This is a genomic window from Microbacterium sp. NPDC087868, from assembly GCF_044900755.1.
Taxonomy (GTDB): Bacteria; Actinomycetota; Actinomycetes; order Actinomycetales; family Microbacteriaceae; genus Microbacterium; species Microbacterium galbinum.
This window is the reverse complement of sequence record NZ_JBJDNO010000002.1, coordinates 523,723-539,925: the sequence shown is the minus strand read 5'-3', so window position 1 is coordinate 539,925 and position 16,203 is coordinate 523,723. Positions and strand designations below refer to the sequence as shown.

Sequence of the window (16,203 nt, the reverse complement as noted above, 5' to 3'; positions counted from 1 at the left end):
GGTGGCCGGCATCTCTCGCATGCGGATGCCGGCCACCCCGGTGGGGATTACTCCCCATGTCCACCGCCATAGCGGCCGCACAGGTTTCGCTATGCTCAGGCGCATGACCCTGGCTACCGTCCAACACCAACTGTCCACGCCCGAAGGTTTCGCGAAGGCGGTCGACGGCAAACGCACCGTCTCGAGCCTCGGCTGGACGAGCCTCGGGCTCGGCGCCGCGGCGTTCGCGTTCAACCTCTTCTCGACCGGTCAGGCCGTGGACTGGGCGTGGGAGTACATCCCGCAGCTGCTCTTCCGCCCCGACCTCTTCGAGTACTCGAGCGGACGCAGCGAGGTGTGGTCGTACGTCTACTCCTTCGCCCCGCTCATCCTCGTGCCGCTCGGCATCATCCTGCTGATCGTGCACTTCGCGACGCGCAAGAACGCGGGCGCGAACCTCTTCACCGACTTCCAGTCGCGCGGCTGGGTCGGCAAGCAGCGCTACACCGGGCTGCAGGTCAAGAACGGCAACCAGACGGTCGACACCGTGCTGATCTCGCACCCGAGCATCCCCGACGGGAGCTTCGACGCGATCGCCCTGCAGTTCCAGACCTACGTCACGAGCCTCGATAAGAAGGCGCTCAAGGCGTTCACCACCAGCGCGACGAAGGCGGGCGTGCTCACCGGCATCCCCGCCGCGGTGATCGCACCGGGCATCCCCGCCGAGGTCGTCATCGCCCCGACGCAGGGCAAGAGCGAGTTCGCCGTCGTCGTTCCGCCCGCTCCGGGCACGACCGGCAAGTTCAAGGTGCTGCCGATCAAGAGCTGATTTCCTGCACTCAGTCGCCGATTCGACGAGCGAGCGTCAGATTCCTGACGCTCGCTCGTCAATCTTTTGAGGGGTAGTCGGTTCCCTCATCTACGCGGCGGCTCCAGGGGAGTGTCGCGTGAAGGGGGCGGAGTGTGGTGCGCCGCTCCCTTCACCCTCCACAGTGAGTCGATTGGTGAGAGATGAGCGTCATCCTGGACGAAGTCCGCGTACGGCCCCGCAAGGCATCGAAGAGGGCGCGGATGCCGAAGGACTTGGCTCTCACCGACCCCCTCCCGGGAACGCTGGGGGTACCCCGCGCAGAGGCGTACCTGGGTGGCGAGCCGCGGCGTGAGCGTCGCTATCTCGGCGACGAGGCGTTCCTCGAGATCGGAACGGCCATCGCGTCAGGCGTGCTCGAAGACGGCGAGCTGCTGCGCGACCGCGAACTGGCCGAGCAGATGGGCATCTCCCGAACGCCGGTGCGCGAAGCGATCTTGCGCCTGCAGCAGATCGGCATGATCGATGTGCTCCCGTCTCGAGCTACGCGCGTGACACCGCTGACCCGCCAGATCGCCGAGGACTGCCGGCGCTGGGCGGGCTACTGCGGGGGCATCGCCGCCCGCCAGGCGGTCGCGTCGCTGTCGACGACGGATGCCGAGACCGCCGTCTCCCGCATCGATGGGCTGCTCGAGGCCATCGGCTCGCCCGCCGAGGCGGCGACGGCCGCGCTCGACCTCCTGCTCTTCCTGTCGGCTCGCGCCGGCAGCCCGATCCTCCACGCCGAGCTCACCGAGCGCCAGTTCTCGCTGTTGCGGGCACTGCGCCGGCTCTCGTACTCGTCGCGCGAGGTCGACTCCGCGCGCAGGGCCAGCCGCGAACTCGCCACCGCGATCGCACGCCGCGACGGCGACGGCGCCGAGACGGCGATGCGGCGCATCTTCGGCATCCGCTAGAAGCTCTGCGAAGGGCCCGGGTGCACGCGTTCCGCGTTGCCCCGGGCCCTTCGTCGTATGCCGGTGCGTGGGGGTGCTTCGACAGGCTCAGCAACCCAGTGAAGAAACTGGGTCCCTGAGCTTGTCGAAGGGCCCCACCACGAGATTCACGTGAAGAAACTGGGTCCCCGAGCCTGTCGAAGGGCCCCACCACGAGATTCAGCCGCTTTCGGGCGTCTCGACCTCGGCATCCGTCGGCTGCGACTCGCGGCGCGCGTACCCGACCCATGCGTCGCGCTTGGCCGCTTCCTCTGCGGCGCGACGACGGCGCTGCAGCACGACGAACACGACCGCGAGCGCGATCAGCACCACGACCAAGCCGATTCCCACCGCGAGCAGGATGCCGGGCAGCGGACTGGCCTCGGTCTGCACGTCGTCGACGCCGTCGATCGGGTCCGCCGAGGCGGTCCGCACGAGCGGACTCGTCCCATCGCCGACGTAGAGGCTGAGCAGCGCGGTCGCCCGCAGCTCGGCCTCGGGGATGTCGCCGATCCGCGCGGGGATCTCGATCGTCTTCGTCTCGGCCGCTCCGAGGGTGAGCGACCAGGTCGCCTCGTTTCCGTCGACCTCGGCCCCGTCGAGCGAGCCGAGTGCGACGTAGGTGGGCGGTGTGAGCACCACGCGGGCCTGAACGGCCTCGCCCCTGTTCACGATCTCGGCGGTGTAGGTGATCCGCTCCCCCGCGGCGAGAGCCTCGGCGTCGCTCGTGAGCGTGACCGCGATGTTCGGCGCCGACTGCTCGGCGGCGGCCGCCGGAGCCCCACTGAAGCCGAGCAGGCCCAGCACCGGCAGTGCGATCGCGAGCACGGCTGCAAAACGGGTGACAGTTAAGAGATGTATGCGTGACATGTCGTGGATGCGGTGAACGGGCGAGGCCTGATGGCCCCGCCCGTTCACCTCTGCCTTACTTCTCGATTACTCCGTGATGTTCTGACGACGGCGCACCAGGAGCAGTGCGAGTCCGGCGAGGATCGCCAGCGTCGCGACTCCGAGGCCCCCACCCACGATCCACGGGTTCAGACCCGTGGTCGCCAGCGGCGGGGCCGGCGGCGTGACCGTCGTGGTGACCGAGCACGCGTCGCCGCACGCTCCGCCGTCACCGGGGAGCACCGCGTTCACGAGCTCACGGTCGCCCGTGAGGGGATCGTTGACCGTGACGCTGTAGGTGACCGAGACGACCTGGCCGACCTCGAGCGCACCCGCCCAGCTCAGCACCGGAGCGGTGTAGGTCGCCCCGTTCGTCGCGTCGCCGTTGTAGGTCGCGTCGTCGAGCACCTCCGACAGGTCGTCGGTGAACGATGCCGGCGTCTCATCGGTGTACGCGACCGCACCGGTGTTGCCGATGGCGATCGTGTAGGTCACCTTCTGACCCGCGGCCGTGGTCTCCGTGTCGACCGACTTGGAGACGTCGTACGCGGAGATCGGCGTGTTCGTGACGCACGAGCCCTCCTCGAGGCACTCGCCGCCATCACCCGGGGTGACGGCATTGGCGAGGTCGAGGTCACCGGTCGCGGGGGCGTTCACGGTCACCGAGTAGGTCAGCGTGACGCTGTCCTCGACGGGGATCGCGAGCGACCACGACAGGATCGGGGCGGCGTAGGTCGCACCGTTCGAGGCGTCGCCGTTGTAGGTCGCATCGTCGAGCACAGCCGTGAGGTCATCGGAGACGTTGGCCGGGGCATCCGCCGTGAAGGCAGCGGCACCGGTGTTGGTCACGACGATCGTGTAGGTGAGCGTCTGACCGCGGGTGACCGTGGTCGCCGATGCGGACTTGTCGACCGTGAAGGAGCGCAGTGCGTCGGTGGTCGAGCACTCGGCCTCCGGGTCGCACCCGCCGCCGGGACCGGTGGGGACGACCGCGTTCGTGAGAACACCGTCGCCGGTTCCGGCGGCGAGCACCGTCACCGAGTACGTGATCTCGAGGGAAGCGCCACTGGGGAGGGCTCCCGACCACGACAGGGTGTTTCCTGTGACGGTGGCACCTTCGGACGCGTCGTCGTTGTACGTCGCGTCGTCGAGCACCGCCGACAGGTCGTCGGTGAAGGAGGCGGGCTCCTCGTCGGTGTAGTCCACCGCACCGGTGTTCGTGATGGTCACGGTGTAGGTGACCACGTCGCCCACGGTCACCGAGCCGCCGGCCGACGACGTCTTCGAGGCCGTGTAGGCCTGGAGGGCGTCTTCGGTCGAGCACTCGCCGATGCAGGTTCCGCCGTCACCGGGAACGACCGCGTTGGTCAGGATGCCGTCGCCGTCGCCGGCCGCGTTCACGGTCACCGAGTAGGTGATGGTGATCGTGGCGCCGGCGGCGATCGGACCCTCCCAGCTCAGCGTCGTGCCATCGACGGTCGCGCCCTCGGTCGCGTCGTCGTTGTACGTCGCGTCGTCGAGCACGGCCGACAGGTCGTCGGTGAAGGATGCCGGGGCGTCCTCCGTGAAGTCGACGGCGCTGTTGTTCGTGACGGTGATCGTGTAGGTCAGCACGTCGCCCTCGTTGACCTCGCCCGTGCCGGACGATGCCTTCGAGACCTGGAACTGGCCGATCGGGGTGTCGGTGGCGCACTCGCCCTCGGGGTCGCAGTCGCCGCCCGGAGCGGTCGGGACCACGATGTTGCCGAGGTTGAGATCGCCCGCACCCGAGCCTGCCGGGTTGACCGTGACCGAGTACGTGATCTCGATCGAGGCGCCCACGGCGAGCGGACCCGACCACGAGAGCGTCGTACCGGTGACGGTCGCGCCGTTCGAGGCGTCGTCGTTGTACGTCGCGTCGTCGAGCACGTTCGCGAGGTTGTCGTCGAACGAGGCGGGCTCGTCGGCGGTGTAGTCGATCGCACCGGTGTTGGTGACGGTCACCGTGTAGGTGATGACGTCGCCGGGCAGCGCGCTGGTCGCCGAGGCATCCTTCGACACGGTGAACGAACCCGACGGGATGTTCACGAGGCAGGCGGGGTCGGTCGAGCCGGGCTCGCAGTTTCCGCCGTTCGCGGTGACCACCGCGTTGTCGATCTGGCTGTCACCGGTGACCGGGTCGTTCACGGTCACGGAGTACGTGAGCGTGACCGTCTCGCCGACAGCGAGCGGGCCGGACCAGCTGAGCACGGGAGCGGCGTAGGTCGCTCCGCCGGTGACGTCACCGTTGTACGTCGCGTCGTCGAGGACCTCGGAGAGGTCGTCGGTCAGCGCCGCCGGGGACTCGGCCGTGTAGGCCGCCTCACCGGTGTTGGTGATCGTCAGCGTGTAGGTGATCGTGTCGCCGGGGATCACGTCCACGGCATCCGCCGTCTTGGTGACCGTGTACGACTGCACCGGAGTGACGGTCTCGCAGACCTCTGCGGGGTCGCATGATCCGCCGTCGCCGGTCGGGACGACCGCGTTGGTGAGCACGTTGTCGCCGGTGTTGGGGCTGTTGACCGTCACCGAGTAGACGATGTCGATCGACTCACCCGCCGCCAGCGCACCCGACCAGGCGAGCGTGTTGCCGGTCACCGTGGCGCCGTTCGTCGCGTCGTCGTTGTACGACGCGTCGTCGAGCACGGCCGACAGGTCGTCGGTGAACGATGCCGGAGCAGCCGTCGTGTAGTCCACGCCGCCCGTGTTGGTCACCGTCACCGTGTAGGTGATGGTGCCGCCGAGCTGCACCGAGGTCGCCGATGCCGTCTTCGAGACGGTGTAGGACTGCACGTCGGTCGTGGTCTCGCACTCACCGATGCAGTCTCCGCCGGGGCTCGTCGGAACGACCGCGTTGGAGAGCACGTTGTCACCGGTGTTCGGGTCGCTGACGGTCACCGAGTAGGTGATGGTGATCGACTCGCCGGCGGCCAGCGCACCCGACCAGCTCAGCGTCGGGTCGGTGAACGTCGCGCCGTTGTCGGCGTCGAGGTTGTAGACCGCGTCGTCGAGCACGGCCGACAGGTCGTCGGAGAAGGATGCCGGAGCACCGTCGGTGTAGTCCACCGAACCGGTGTTCTCGACCGTCACCGTGTAGGTGATGGTGTCACCGGGGACGACGGTCGACGCGGAGGCTTCCTTCGTCACCGTGTACGCCTGCACCGGGGTGACCGTGCCGCACTCGTCGGGCACGCACTCGCCGCCGGGGCCGTCGGGGACGACCGCGTTGGTGAGCACACCGTCACCCGAGACCGGGTTGTTGACGGTCACCGAGTAGGTGATGGTGATCGATGCGCCGGCGGCCAGCGGGCCTTCCCAGGCGAGCGTGCTGCCCGTGACGGTCGCACCCTCGGTGGCGTCGTCGTTGTAAGCGGCGTCGTCGAGCACGGCCGACAGGTCGTCGGAGAAGGATGCCGGGGCATCCTCCGTGTAGGCGACGTCGCTGTTGTTGGTCACGACCACCGTGTAGGTGATGGTGTCGCCGGGGACGGCGCTCGTCGCGGATGCCGACTTCGACACCGTGTACGACTGCACCGGGGTGACGGTCGCGCACTCGTCGGGGGCGCACTCGCCGCCGGGGCCGGTGGGCAGCACCACGTTGGCGAGCTCTCCGTCACCCGAGCGCGGGTCGTTGACCTCGACCGAGTAGGTGATCGTGACGGTCTGGCCGACACCGATCGCACCCGACCAGTTGAGGTTCGGCGACGCGAACGTCGGAACCGGCAGCGTGATGCCGGGCTGTCCGACGACCACCGCGGTGGGCGTGCCGGTCAACGTGGCGTCGTCGAGCACGGCCGACAGGTCGTCGCTGATCGTCGCCGGGATGGCCGACGTGTAGGCGGCGGTGCCGTCGTTGACGATCGTGAGCGTGTAGGTGACGACGTCACCCGGGTTCACGGTCTCGGGCGTGCTCGCCGCGACCTCCTTCGACACGGTGTAGTGGCGAACCGGGTTCTCGGTCTCCTCGCAGCCGATCGGCGGGCAGGTGCCGTCGCCGTTGCTGAGTACGTTGCCGAGCACGTGGTCGCCCTGGTCGGCGTAGTCCGCGACCGTCACCGTGTAGGTCACGGTCAGGGTCTCGCCGACGGGCACCTCACCGGTGATGGCGAGGTCGGTGCCGGTGAGCGTCGCGGTGAGGCCGGCGTCGGCCGTGGGGCCGGCGGTCAGCGTCGCGTCGTCGAGCACGTTCGCGAGCGAGTCGAGGGCGTCGACCGTGGCCGGCGCTGCTCCCTCGTTCGTGAACGACAGGGTGTACGTGACCTCCTGGCCGGCGATCACGGCGGTGCCGGATGCCGGGTTCACGGTCTTGTCCATCGACAGTGCGGCTGCGGGCACCTGTGCGAAGTCGCACGCGGCATCCGGGTCGAGGGCATCCTCTTCCGGCATGCAGACGGTGTTGATGAGCACGTTGTCACCAGTTGAGGCGTCGTACGTGACCGTGTAGGTGATCGTCGCGGACGCTCCGGCGGCGAGCGGACCCGACCAGCTGAGCTCGGGAGCGGCGTACGTGACGGTTCCGGCGGATGCCGTGGCGTCACCGTTGTACGTCGCGTCGTCGAGCACCTCGGTCATGTCGTCGACGAAGGTCGCGGGCGACTCGGTTGTGAACTCGCCCGGGCCTTCGTTGGTGACGACGACCGTGTAGGTGACGGAGTCTCCGTCGGCCGGCAGCTCGTCGGTGCTCGCGGTCTTGTCGATCGTGAGACGCGGGAGCAGGTTCTCCGTCGAGGCGCAGACCTCACCGGTCACCGGGTCGGTGCCCTCGCCGGTGGCGGGGTCACAGGTCGGCACGTCGGTGGGCGGGTTGCCCGGAGTCGGCGGGGTGGTCGGCTGCCAGGCGACGTTGCGCACGACACCGTCGCCACCGGCCTGCAGCGTCACCGAGTAGGTGAGCGTGACCGAGTCGCCGGCCGGCAGGGCCCCGGACCACGAGATGAAGCCCGGGTCGATGTACGTCGGGTTCGAGCCGACGGATGCCGTGGCGTCGAGGTTGTACTCGGCGTCGTCGAGCACTCCGCGCAGGTCGTCGAACACGACGGCCGGGAACTGCGCGTTGTACGGAGCCGTGCCCGTGTTCGTCGCGGTGATCGTGTAGGTGACGACATCGCCGGGACGGCTGTCGACGGTCTGGGTCGTCTCCTTCTCGATCTCGAGGGCACGATCGGCGAAGGTCACGGGGTAGTCCTCGACCTCGCCGCCGATGACTGCGCCCGTCGGAAGTGGGCTCGTGACAGCTCCGGAGAACAGGCGGAAGCGGGCGAACGTTTCTGTCGTGACCGTGCCGACCGGGAAGGTCAGGATGTAGTCCGCCATGCCGCTGTTCGCGGGAACCGGGATGGTGACGAGTTCGGCGGCGTCGAACGTGCCATTGCCGTCGAGATCGATCCAGCCTGCAAGGGTCGCGGCCGCTCCGGTGTCGTTCGTGGCAGAGACGGTCACCGCGGTCTGGGTGCCGTTGGTGAGTACGATCGGGGCCGCGACACCGTCTTCGTCAGCACGGTCAGCGAGGTCGTCGCCGTCGGCTAGGGGGGTGGGCTGTCCGTCGAGTTCATCATCGACGGACGCTCCCAACATCAGCGTCGAGACTCCCGTGTCCGCGTCGTAGCCGACGAGCCCATGACGGGGACCGTTCTGGGCGAGCGTGGTGCCGTAGCTCCCGGGCGCGTCACCGAAGTCCGAGGCCACGAACTCGACAGTGCTCTCGCCGGGCTCGTTCAGGCCGTTCGGCGTGACGTTATCGGGCCCGTTGGTGAAGGAGCCGGTGGCACCCGAGGTGACATCGACGGTGATCGTGCAAGAAGCCTGGTTCGTGGCGAGGGATCCGTTGGACACCGTGAAGGTGGTGCTCCCCGGCGCCGCGGCACGCGTGGCCACGCAGGTACCGCCGAGGTTGGGAGCGGGCGCCACCGTGAGTCCGGCGGGGAGTTCATCGGTGAAGCCCCAGCCGACCTTCGACGCAAGCTCGCTGGTGTTGGTCACCGTGAAGGTGAGGGTCGAGACGCCGTCGACGAACTGCGTGGTCGGCGAGAACGACTTGTCGAGCTGCGGGGTGACGTCGAGGATGCGGATGTCGTCGAAGGCCGCGTCGTTGCCGCCGCCGCTGCCGTTGGCATTGGTCATGCGGATGCCGACCGAGGAGCCGCTGAAGAGGATCGAGCCATTCGACGTGTACGTGCCGACGCTGACCGGGGCGGCGGGGACCGAGCCGACGGCCGGTGCGGTGACGACCGTGCCGGACGAGCAGGCGTTGATCTGTCCGCCGACCGGTGTCACGGTGCCGCCCGAGGACACGAGCGAGAAGTTGTACAGCGGCGCCGATGCGATGGGCGGGCAGTTCTTGGCGGCGGCATTGACGCTGAACGTCAGGAACCGGCCGTTGGCGTTTGCCAGCGCGACCGGGTTCACTGTTGCGAACTCGATCAGGCCGGCCCCCGGGTTGCCCTCGGTGTACGCGGCGACGGCGCGGTTATTGGTGGGGCCGGCCGTGCCGTTGAACGATCCGAGAGCCCAGACGATCTGCCGCAGGTGCTCGGAACTGTTCAGGCTGGCGCAGTTCCCCTGACTGGACGCCGGCATGCTGTGACTCACGATGATGCCGTTGCAATTGGAGAGCCAAGGCGTCGCAGCCGTGTAGGTCTGGCCACCGACGCCCGTGTAGTTCGTGAGGAGTACCGGGGTATTGACCCGGTTGTTCTCGAAGTTCTCGGTGAACAGCGTCGTCGGGGCGGAGGGAACACCGGGGTTGCCCGGCGCCAGCTTGGCGATGAGGCCGGCCGCCGCAGGCCCGCCGAGCGTCTGCCCGACGGCGGCGTTGTTGCTGACCGGGGCCGCGAGCGCGGCGGTCGGCACGAACGTCGCCATGAGGCTGACGACCAACGAGGTCACGGCGACGACGGCGAGCGCCGGTCGCTTCTTGCTGAGTCCGGTGTTCTGAGAATCCGACGTCCGTCGGCCCCTCGTGAGCTTCCCCTGCGCACGCATGCTTGTGTTTCCTCCCCGACTGCCGGGCACGACTAAGCCACGACAGTTCAGCGCCAGTATTCCGATGAACACGCACTCAGGAGAAGCTCAGGAAACCAATATCACCCTCTCAGGGTGCAAAATTCACCCCGGTACTCACCCCGGGGTGGGTGCACGGCGCCACTGCGGCTTCGCCGGATATGACCTCAGCGGCGGAGATGGCCGGTTGCTTCCAGCGCAGCTTCCCTGCTCGAGACGCCGAGCTTGCGGTAGAGCACGCGCAGGTGCGTCTTGGCCGTATTGCGTGAAACGTACATCGCGTCGGCGATCTCCTGCACCGAGGCGTGCGCGGCGAGGAGGCCGAGCACCTGCTCTTCACGCGGGGTGAGTGACACCATCGGCGGCGGCACGAAGCGTGCCGTCCCGTCTCCGGGGAGCGGAGCGTCGGCGGTGATCACCTGCCGAACGCCGGGGATGGCCTCGTACGCGGCATCCCAGGCCTGCGTGGCATCGAGGACTGATCGTGTCCCCGCGATCACGTCTTCGGCGCTCGGTGTGGGCCGCGCCAGGTGCGTGAGGTTCGCGCGCATCACCCGCCAGCGCGCGGTCTCGATGCCCTCCGGGTGCCGATGGGTCTGAGCGCGGTCCATGAGTTCGGTCGCCTCGCGGGCGCGCCCCTGGATCATGAGCGCGCGAGCGGCGCTGACGGCGAGGTACGGATCGTTCTCTGCCCGCTCGATGGGCTCGAGCACACGAGACGCCCGCTCGGGTTCTCCGAGCGACTGCAGGAGATCGGACGCATCGGCGCGGAGCCGCGCCCCCGCCAGTGAGGTCGGCGCCGTCAGCGAGGGGAAGGAGTTGAGGCTGCGCTCGATCTCGCGGAGCGCCGCAGCGCGGTCGCCCCAGAACAGGGCCGACCGCGCACGGGCATGCGTGCCGATCCACCAGAGATCGCCGGACTCGATTCCTACGTCGACTTGGTCGAGAGCGGTCTCTGCCGCGGTGCGGTCGAGGCATCCGAGGGCGACGAGGGCTTCGGCGAGACGACCGCCGAACTGGAACCGGTAGGTCATCGCACGTGGGTCGTCCGTGCGGGGTACTCCGCTGCGTGCCGTCCATTCCGCCGCGCGCCCGTTGTCTCCTGCGAGGGCGTATGCGACCGCGGCAAAGCCGGCGAGGTACGGCGCCATCGGGTGCGGGAGCCCGGCGCGGCACTGTCGCCAGCCCGCAGAGAACGCATTAGTGGCTCGACCGAGGTCTCCGGTCACCAAGCGCGCCAGTCCGATCTGCACCTGCGCGATGCCGATCAGATCTTCGAAGCCGGCGCGATCCTCGGCGTCGCGGATGATCCGTTGCGCATCATCGGCGGCATCGTTCGCGCGGGCGAACCTGCCTGCGACGAGGTGCTGGCGCACGTCCATGGCGTGCACGAGCAGCACGTCGCGCGGGGCCGGGTTCGCCTGCGCGAGCACCCACTGGGTGAACGTGCGGGTGACGCGCTCCTCCACCCGCTCGGCGCCGCGCCAGATCGCGGCCGAGAACTCGGCGGCGAGCCATTGCCTCGGGTGCTCCGTCAACCAGCCCCGTGGAACGAGCGGCCAGGCTTCGATCAACGCATCGGGCGCATCGATCGACAGCGCGAAGAAGTAGTCGTCGATGATGGTGCCGAAGTCGTCCCAACGCTCGGCGTCGACGGCACCGTGGATCTCGGCGACGATGCGCTCTCGCTCCTCCCGCGGCCAGGTGTCGGACACGTCGCCGGAGGCGGGTTCGCGGGGATCGTCGGTCATGCGGCTCGGGATTCTGCTGCTGCGGCGGAGTGGAGCGTCGGGTGCGTTGAGGTTAGCGGACTCGTGTAACGGATCAGCATCGCCGCGATCGCGAGCAGGAACGTCGCGAGCATGCCGCCCCACTGCAGGGGCGAGTGATCGGCGAAGGCGGCGGTGTCGTTGAAGAACGCCCAGGTCATCCAGACGGTGTGCGTGGCGGTGGCCACGGTGACGACGGCTCCGAGGGCGCCGAGGGCCTGTGCGCGGTGGCCGAGGAGCGCGAGGTTGCCGAAGAGCGCGGCCGCGAAGCATCCGATGCTGAGGGCGCCGACGGTCGCCGCGGCGAGGCCTGCGGCACCTGCTCCGCGGATGTCGGTGACGAGAAGAATGGCGATGATCGTCGCGAGGCCGAGCGACACGATCGACACGGTCGAGACGACGCGGCGGGCCTGCTCGTGGCGGAGGCGCGTGGCTTGTGTGCGTGCCGCGTTCGCAGTGGTGACGTGCATGGGGTTCCTCGGTGGGGAATGTCGGTCGAACAGGTCGGTGGTAGGTACACCGGGGGCCGCGCACCTTGCGGTACGCGGCCCCCGGCTGTCAGCGGCTTACGCCTGGCCGCGGCGGCGGCGTGCCACCAGGGCGATCGCTCCGGACGCCAGCAGGAGTCCGGCGATCACGATCAGCGGCGTGGAGTCCGCACCCGTGATGGCGAGCGACGTGGTCGACCCGCCCTGAGGGGTGGTCGGCTTCGTCGGCGGCGTGGTGGGCGGCACGACGGTGACCGCGTTCTCGAGACCGATCTCGACAAGTCCCGCACCCTGCGTGAAGGTGGCGGTGCCGTCACCGTTGTCGGTGACGCCGGGACCCGTGAACTTCGGGGTGGCGAAGGTGACGCCCGGAGCCGTCGCCTTGACCTCGCTCAGCGTGACGACCGTTCCCTCGGGAACGTCGACGATCTCGTAGATCGTGCCGTTGCGCACCTCGAAGGTGTCTTCGCGGGGCTCGGTCTCGCCCGGAACCATCGCGCTGTACTCGACCGTGTAGGACATGTCGACGACCTTGGCCGCACCGTCACCGGTGACGGTCTTGGTCACGGCGAACGAGTACAGGGTGAAGTTCACCGGGTTCTCGAGACCGATCGCGACCGTGCCCTCACCGATGGTGAACGATGCCGTGCCGTCACCGTTGTCGGTGACACCGGTGCCCGTGTAGACGGGGGTGCCGTAGGTGACGTTCGCGGCGGTCGGTGCGACCTCCGAGAGCGTGACGACGGTGCCGACCGGCAGCCCGGCCAGACCATCAGTCTCACCGTCGGCGATCACGAGCGAACCGGTGACGGTCTCGCCCGCGGCGACGTAGGAGTAGTTCACCGTGTACTCCGCGTCGGTGACGACGCCGACGCCAGAGCCCGTGACGACCTTGGTCACGTCGAAACCGCCCAGCAGCTGCTCGACCGGGTTCTCGAGACCGATCTCGATCACACCGTCGATCATCGTGACCGTGGCGGTGCCGTCACCGTTGTCGGTGACACCGGTTCCGGAGAAGACCGGGGTGCCGTAGACGACGCCCTCGCCTGTGGCCTGGACCTCGGAGAGCGTGATGACCGCACCCTCGGGCACGTCGTTCAGCTCCGCGGTCTGACCGTCGGTGACGGTGAGCGTGCCGTTCGTCGTGCCGTAGGAGTAGTTCACCGTGTACGAGGTGCCCGCGACCTGCGGGGCGCCCGAACCGGTGACCGTCTTGGTGAGCGCGATGTCGCCGAGGCTGTCGCCCTCACCGCCACCACCGGCGTCCACGTACGGAACCGGCGTCGCGTTGTAGGTCGTACCGTTGACCACGGCACGGTTGTTGAAGACATCACCGTCGGCGACATCGACGGGCAGATCCATCACCACGATGACCTCGTAGACGCGCGTACCGTCGGTGTTCGCGCCGTTGAGCTGCACATCGAACGCGGTGTCGGCCGGACGATCGGTCAACGTGTACGAAGTGCCCGCCGTGGCACCCTGGCCCAGGTACTGCCACACGCTCTCATCGTCCTTCTGCGCCCAGTCCGCCTTGGCGATCGAACGGACGGTGAGGCCGGCCGGGTCGAACACCAGCGGCGCGTCGTAGTCATCGGTGATGATCGGGTTCGGGCCCGAGCCGAGATCTTCGCTCGGCACACGGATCACCCACGTCATCGACGTGCCGTCGTTGTTCATGTAGCCGAACTTGGTCGGCGACGTCGGAACATCATCCGGCCCCGCCGTACCCACACCACCCTCGACATCCGTCACGATCGTCACGTTGTTGCCCGTCGTGAACTCGATCTGCTCCTCAGTGAACTCCTCGACGAACTTCGCGTTGAAGTTCAAAGTGCCGTGCACATTGTTGTGCGTGGCGACGAAATCCGTGAGCGTGCAGACGAACTGCGACTCGGTGACCGCGCAGGTGCCGACGATGTTGCCATCCGCATCCGGCAGGTCGATCGTGGCTCCGAACCCGACAAGCGCATCCGGGAAGTTCAGGGTGAAGGTGTCGCCCGGCTGCGCCGAATCAGGCACCGCCCACGTCGCATTCACCTGATACTGCGCGTCCTTGACGTAGGGCGGAGCGTTGACGATGTCCACGCTGGTCACGCCGTCGATCTCTGCGGCGTGCGCCGGTGCGGCGCCGAGGATACCCGAGAGCATCGCCAGAATCATGCCCACGAGCACGACGAGCGCGCCCGTTGCGCGCGAGCGTCTCCGCATCACTGTGGAGCTGCCATTCATGTTCAGTACCTTCCCCTTGCTTCGCCGTCTCGTCGGCCGTTGCCCATTTATGAGACGGCTTCGCACCGCATCTGTTACGCGGTGTCGTCGATCAATTTCCGGATCGGCTCCCCTCGATGCGCGAGCATCCCCAGTCGAAATCCGATCCCACCTTCAAGACGAGTCAGCCACCTGAATCGGTCGGCCCCCTCGGAAGTAGTCCACATGCACGGCACTCATCGCAGGAGTTCGATCGACGGCGGGCTAGCCTTTCCACCGAACCTGGGGAGGGCCGACTATTCGGAAAGGGTTCACTGATGGATCACACCATCGACCGCACACACATCAATAGATTCGCCCGAGGGAGGCTCGCCTTCATCATCGCGCTCGTGGGCGTGATCGTCGTCGCCGGCTTCTTCGCCGCCGTCAACGTCCGTTCGGTCGTGACCAAGGTGACGGCTACGTACACCACGGTCACCGGCGAAGTGATCGATGAAGGCACCGAGAAACAACTCGAGGGATCGCGCCGCACCCGGCACTGGGTCGAGTATCGAACCGTCGACATCCGGTACACACTCGACGGACAGGACAGCACCGGCGAGGTACGCAGCGATGACCTGGAGGTCGGGGCCGAGACGACCATCTGGGTACGCGCCTCGACGGGAGACGTACGTCTGACTCCGCCCGAATCCGCGGGCTTCTGGGATTGGGCCTGGGCGGTGGTCACGATCGCGATCACGGCGCTGATCGCGTGGCTGCTCGTGATCTCGATGCGAGACCTGGTGCGGCTTCGTCGGTTCCACCCGGGAGATCGTGACCCGGACTTCGTGTTCGTCATTCAGCACGTCGACGGGGCACCACCGATTGGAGGTACCAAAGGCACGGTGCATCTGGACGGCGTCGCCGAGCACGTACGTGACGGAAAGAGCGTCAAGGTCGCCTCACGGCTGTCGACTCGTGGCGTTGCCTTCCCGACGATCGAGCGCTTGCCGTCGATCGTGCGGGGGTATCAGATCGTCCGGGGCGCCGCCCGGGGCACCGTCGTGCTTCACAGCCAGGAGCTGCAGGAGTGGTGGGCGGCTGAGCTCACTCTGCCGGAGGACCGACTCACGACCGCTTCCTCGGCGCCCCCCGCTCAGGGCTGAAGCAGTTTCGGCGTGCATCGGTTCGCCCGCTGCCACCCCTTCTGAGCAGAACGATGCCCGGGCCGCCGCCTGCGTGGTCCGGGCATCGTCCGTCGTGACGTCGTACTCAGCGCTCGGTTGAGACAACCGAGACTCGCACCTCGTGCCCGATCTCCTCGATGTAGGAGTCCAGCGCCGTAGCGGTGGGGCACTCGAACGTAACGAGCAATAGGTCGTCGGTTGCGACGATGGCGCGAGCGGAGGTGAAGCGGGCGATGTTCGAACCGCTCTCCCGGAAGCCGAGGAACTCGATCGACTGCAACGCGCCGAGCCCGGCCGGGTCGTAGACGTACCGAACCGTCTCCAACTCCGCGCCCGCCCCCATACCGCGCGCCTCCAGGATGCTCTGCGTCGCCGAACGATCGTCTCCTTCCGAGAACTCGCGGTCCATCTGCTCGAGCACGACCCGGCACCCCTGTCCATCGCTGTCGGTGTATGTGAAGTCCGCCCCTTCGCTCGGTGCGAGAGATGCACTGTGCACGCGGAAGATGAGGTCGGGAGCGAGGCCTTGCCCGTGGTCGAAGGTAAGCGTTTCGTCCGAGACCGACGCGTCGCTCGTCGCTGTCACTGAGGGCACAGGTCGCTCCGATGCGTCGACGCATGCGCTCAACGTCAGCGTGGCGAGGGCGAGGGATGCGAGAAGAGCGCCGAACCTGACGCCGTCGGGATGATCCATTCTTTCTCCAATCCGATCGACTGCGGGTGGCGGCCGCCTCGGAGGGAGGAGAGACGGCCGCCGTGACGCTCCGCCACCGGGGGCAACGACTCGAACGAGCGTCATCATCTAAGACGAGATGGGATACCGAATCCGTCGGTCGATGGGAGAATCTCCGCGACTTTCGCTTGCACCCGGGGAGAACCGACGGCCGACCCCGCAGCAGGAGGGCC

9 protein-coding genes are annotated in these 16,203 nt (G+C 67.9%); 3 read left to right on the top strand and 6 right to left on the bottom strand.

Going from position 1 to position 16,203, the window contains the following annotated elements; all coding sequences use genetic code 11:
- The first annotated feature begins 103 nt into the window (after window positions 1-103).
- Both ACI2JZ_RS08035 and ACI2JZ_RS08030 read left to right on the top strand, forming a co-directional pair.
- The gene (locus ACI2JZ_RS08035; protein ID WP_404597144.1) at window positions 104-808 is read left to right on the top strand and encodes a hypothetical protein; all 705 of its coding nucleotides are present in this window, start codon (window positions 104-106) and stop codon (window positions 806-808) included.
- Window positions 809-1,050: 242 nt separating this feature from the next.
- On the top strand, window positions 1,051-1,743 hold the full coding sequence (locus ACI2JZ_RS08030) for a GntR family transcriptional regulator (RefSeq protein ID WP_404597143.1): 693 nt from the start codon (window positions 1,051-1,053) through the stop codon (window positions 1,741-1,743).
- 198 nt (window positions 1,744-1,941) lie between these two features.
- Here ACI2JZ_RS08030 and ACI2JZ_RS08025 read toward each other — a convergent pair whose 3' ends face one another.
- The 5 genes from ACI2JZ_RS08025 to ACI2JZ_RS08005 all read right to left on the bottom strand — a co-directional run bounded on the left by ACI2JZ_RS08025 (window position 1,942) and on the right by ACI2JZ_RS08005 (window position 14,152).
- The gene (locus ACI2JZ_RS08025) at window positions 1,942-2,631 is read right to left on the bottom strand and encodes a hypothetical protein (RefSeq protein ID WP_404597142.1); all 690 of its coding nucleotides are present in this window, start codon (window positions 2,629-2,631) and stop codon (window positions 1,942-1,944) included.
- 66 nt (window positions 2,632-2,697) lie between these two features.
- A complete protein-coding gene (locus ACI2JZ_RS08020; RefSeq protein WP_404597141.1) occupies window positions 2,698-9,648 on the bottom strand; it encodes a GEVED domain-containing protein in 6,951 nt (2,316 codons plus the stop codon).
- A gap of 185 nt (window positions 9,649-9,833) precedes the next feature.
- Complete coding sequence (locus ACI2JZ_RS08015) at window positions 9,834-11,417, bottom strand: response regulator transcription factor (protein WP_404597140.1); 1,584 nt, start codon at window positions 11,415-11,417, stop codon at window positions 9,834-9,836.
- Window positions 11,414-11,905: a hypothetical protein gene (locus ACI2JZ_RS08010; protein ID WP_404597139.1), complete on the bottom strand. Its 492-nt coding sequence runs from the start codon at window positions 11,903-11,905 to the stop codon at window positions 11,414-11,416. Before ACI2JZ_RS08010 ends, ACI2JZ_RS08015 begins: the two co-directional genes overlap by 4 nt.
- A 96-nt stretch (window positions 11,906-12,001) precedes the next feature.
- Complete coding sequence (locus ACI2JZ_RS08005) at window positions 12,002-14,152, bottom strand: Ig-like domain-containing protein (RefSeq protein WP_404597138.1); 2,151 nt, start codon at window positions 14,150-14,152, stop codon at window positions 12,002-12,004.
- Between the two features lie 296 nt (window positions 14,153-14,448).
- Between ACI2JZ_RS08005 and ACI2JZ_RS08000 the strand changes: the two genes are divergently transcribed.
- The gene (locus ACI2JZ_RS08000) at window positions 14,449-15,276 is read left to right on the top strand and encodes a hypothetical protein (protein ID WP_404597137.1); all 828 of its coding nucleotides are present in this window, start codon (window positions 14,449-14,451) and stop codon (window positions 15,274-15,276) included.
- 106 nt (window positions 15,277-15,382) lie between these two features.
- Here ACI2JZ_RS08000 and ACI2JZ_RS07995 read toward each other — a convergent pair whose 3' ends face one another.
- On the bottom strand, window positions 15,383-15,991 hold the full coding sequence (locus tag ACI2JZ_RS07995) for a hypothetical protein (protein WP_404597136.1): 609 nt from the start codon (window positions 15,989-15,991) through the stop codon (window positions 15,383-15,385).
- Window positions 15,992-16,203 lie beyond the last annotated feature (212 nt).

Coding starts and splice junctions, on each gene's coding strand:
- ACI2JZ_RS08020 (WP_404597141.1), bottom strand. CDS start 9,648: ATGCGTGCGCAGGGGAAGCTCACGAGGGGCCGACGGACGTCGGATTCT.
- ACI2JZ_RS08000 (WP_404597137.1), top strand. CDS start 14,449: ATGGATCACACCATCGACCGCACACACATCAATAGATTCGCCCGAGGG.
- ACI2JZ_RS08010 (WP_404597139.1), bottom strand. CDS start 11,905: ATGCACGTCACCACTGCGAACGCGGCACGCACACAAGCCACGCGCCTC.
- ACI2JZ_RS08005 (WP_404597138.1), bottom strand. CDS start 14,152: ATGAATGGCAGCTCCACAGTGATGCGGAGACGCTCGCGCGCAACGGGC.
- ACI2JZ_RS08035 (WP_404597144.1), top strand. CDS start 104: ATGACCCTGGCTACCGTCCAACACCAACTGTCCACGCCCGAAGGTTTC.
- ACI2JZ_RS08025 (WP_404597142.1), bottom strand. CDS start 2,631: ATGTCACGCATACATCTCTTAACTGTCACCCGTTTTGCAGCCGTGCTC.
- ACI2JZ_RS08015 (WP_404597140.1), bottom strand. CDS start 11,417: ATGACCGACGATCCCCGCGAACCCGCCTCCGGCGACGTGTCCGACACC.
- ACI2JZ_RS08030 (WP_404597143.1), top strand. CDS start 1,051: ATGCCGAAGGACTTGGCTCTCACCGACCCCCTCCCGGGAACGCTGGGG.
- ACI2JZ_RS07995 (WP_404597136.1), bottom strand. CDS start 15,991: ATGGATCATCCCGACGGCGTCAGGTTCGGCGCTCTTCTCGCATCCCTC.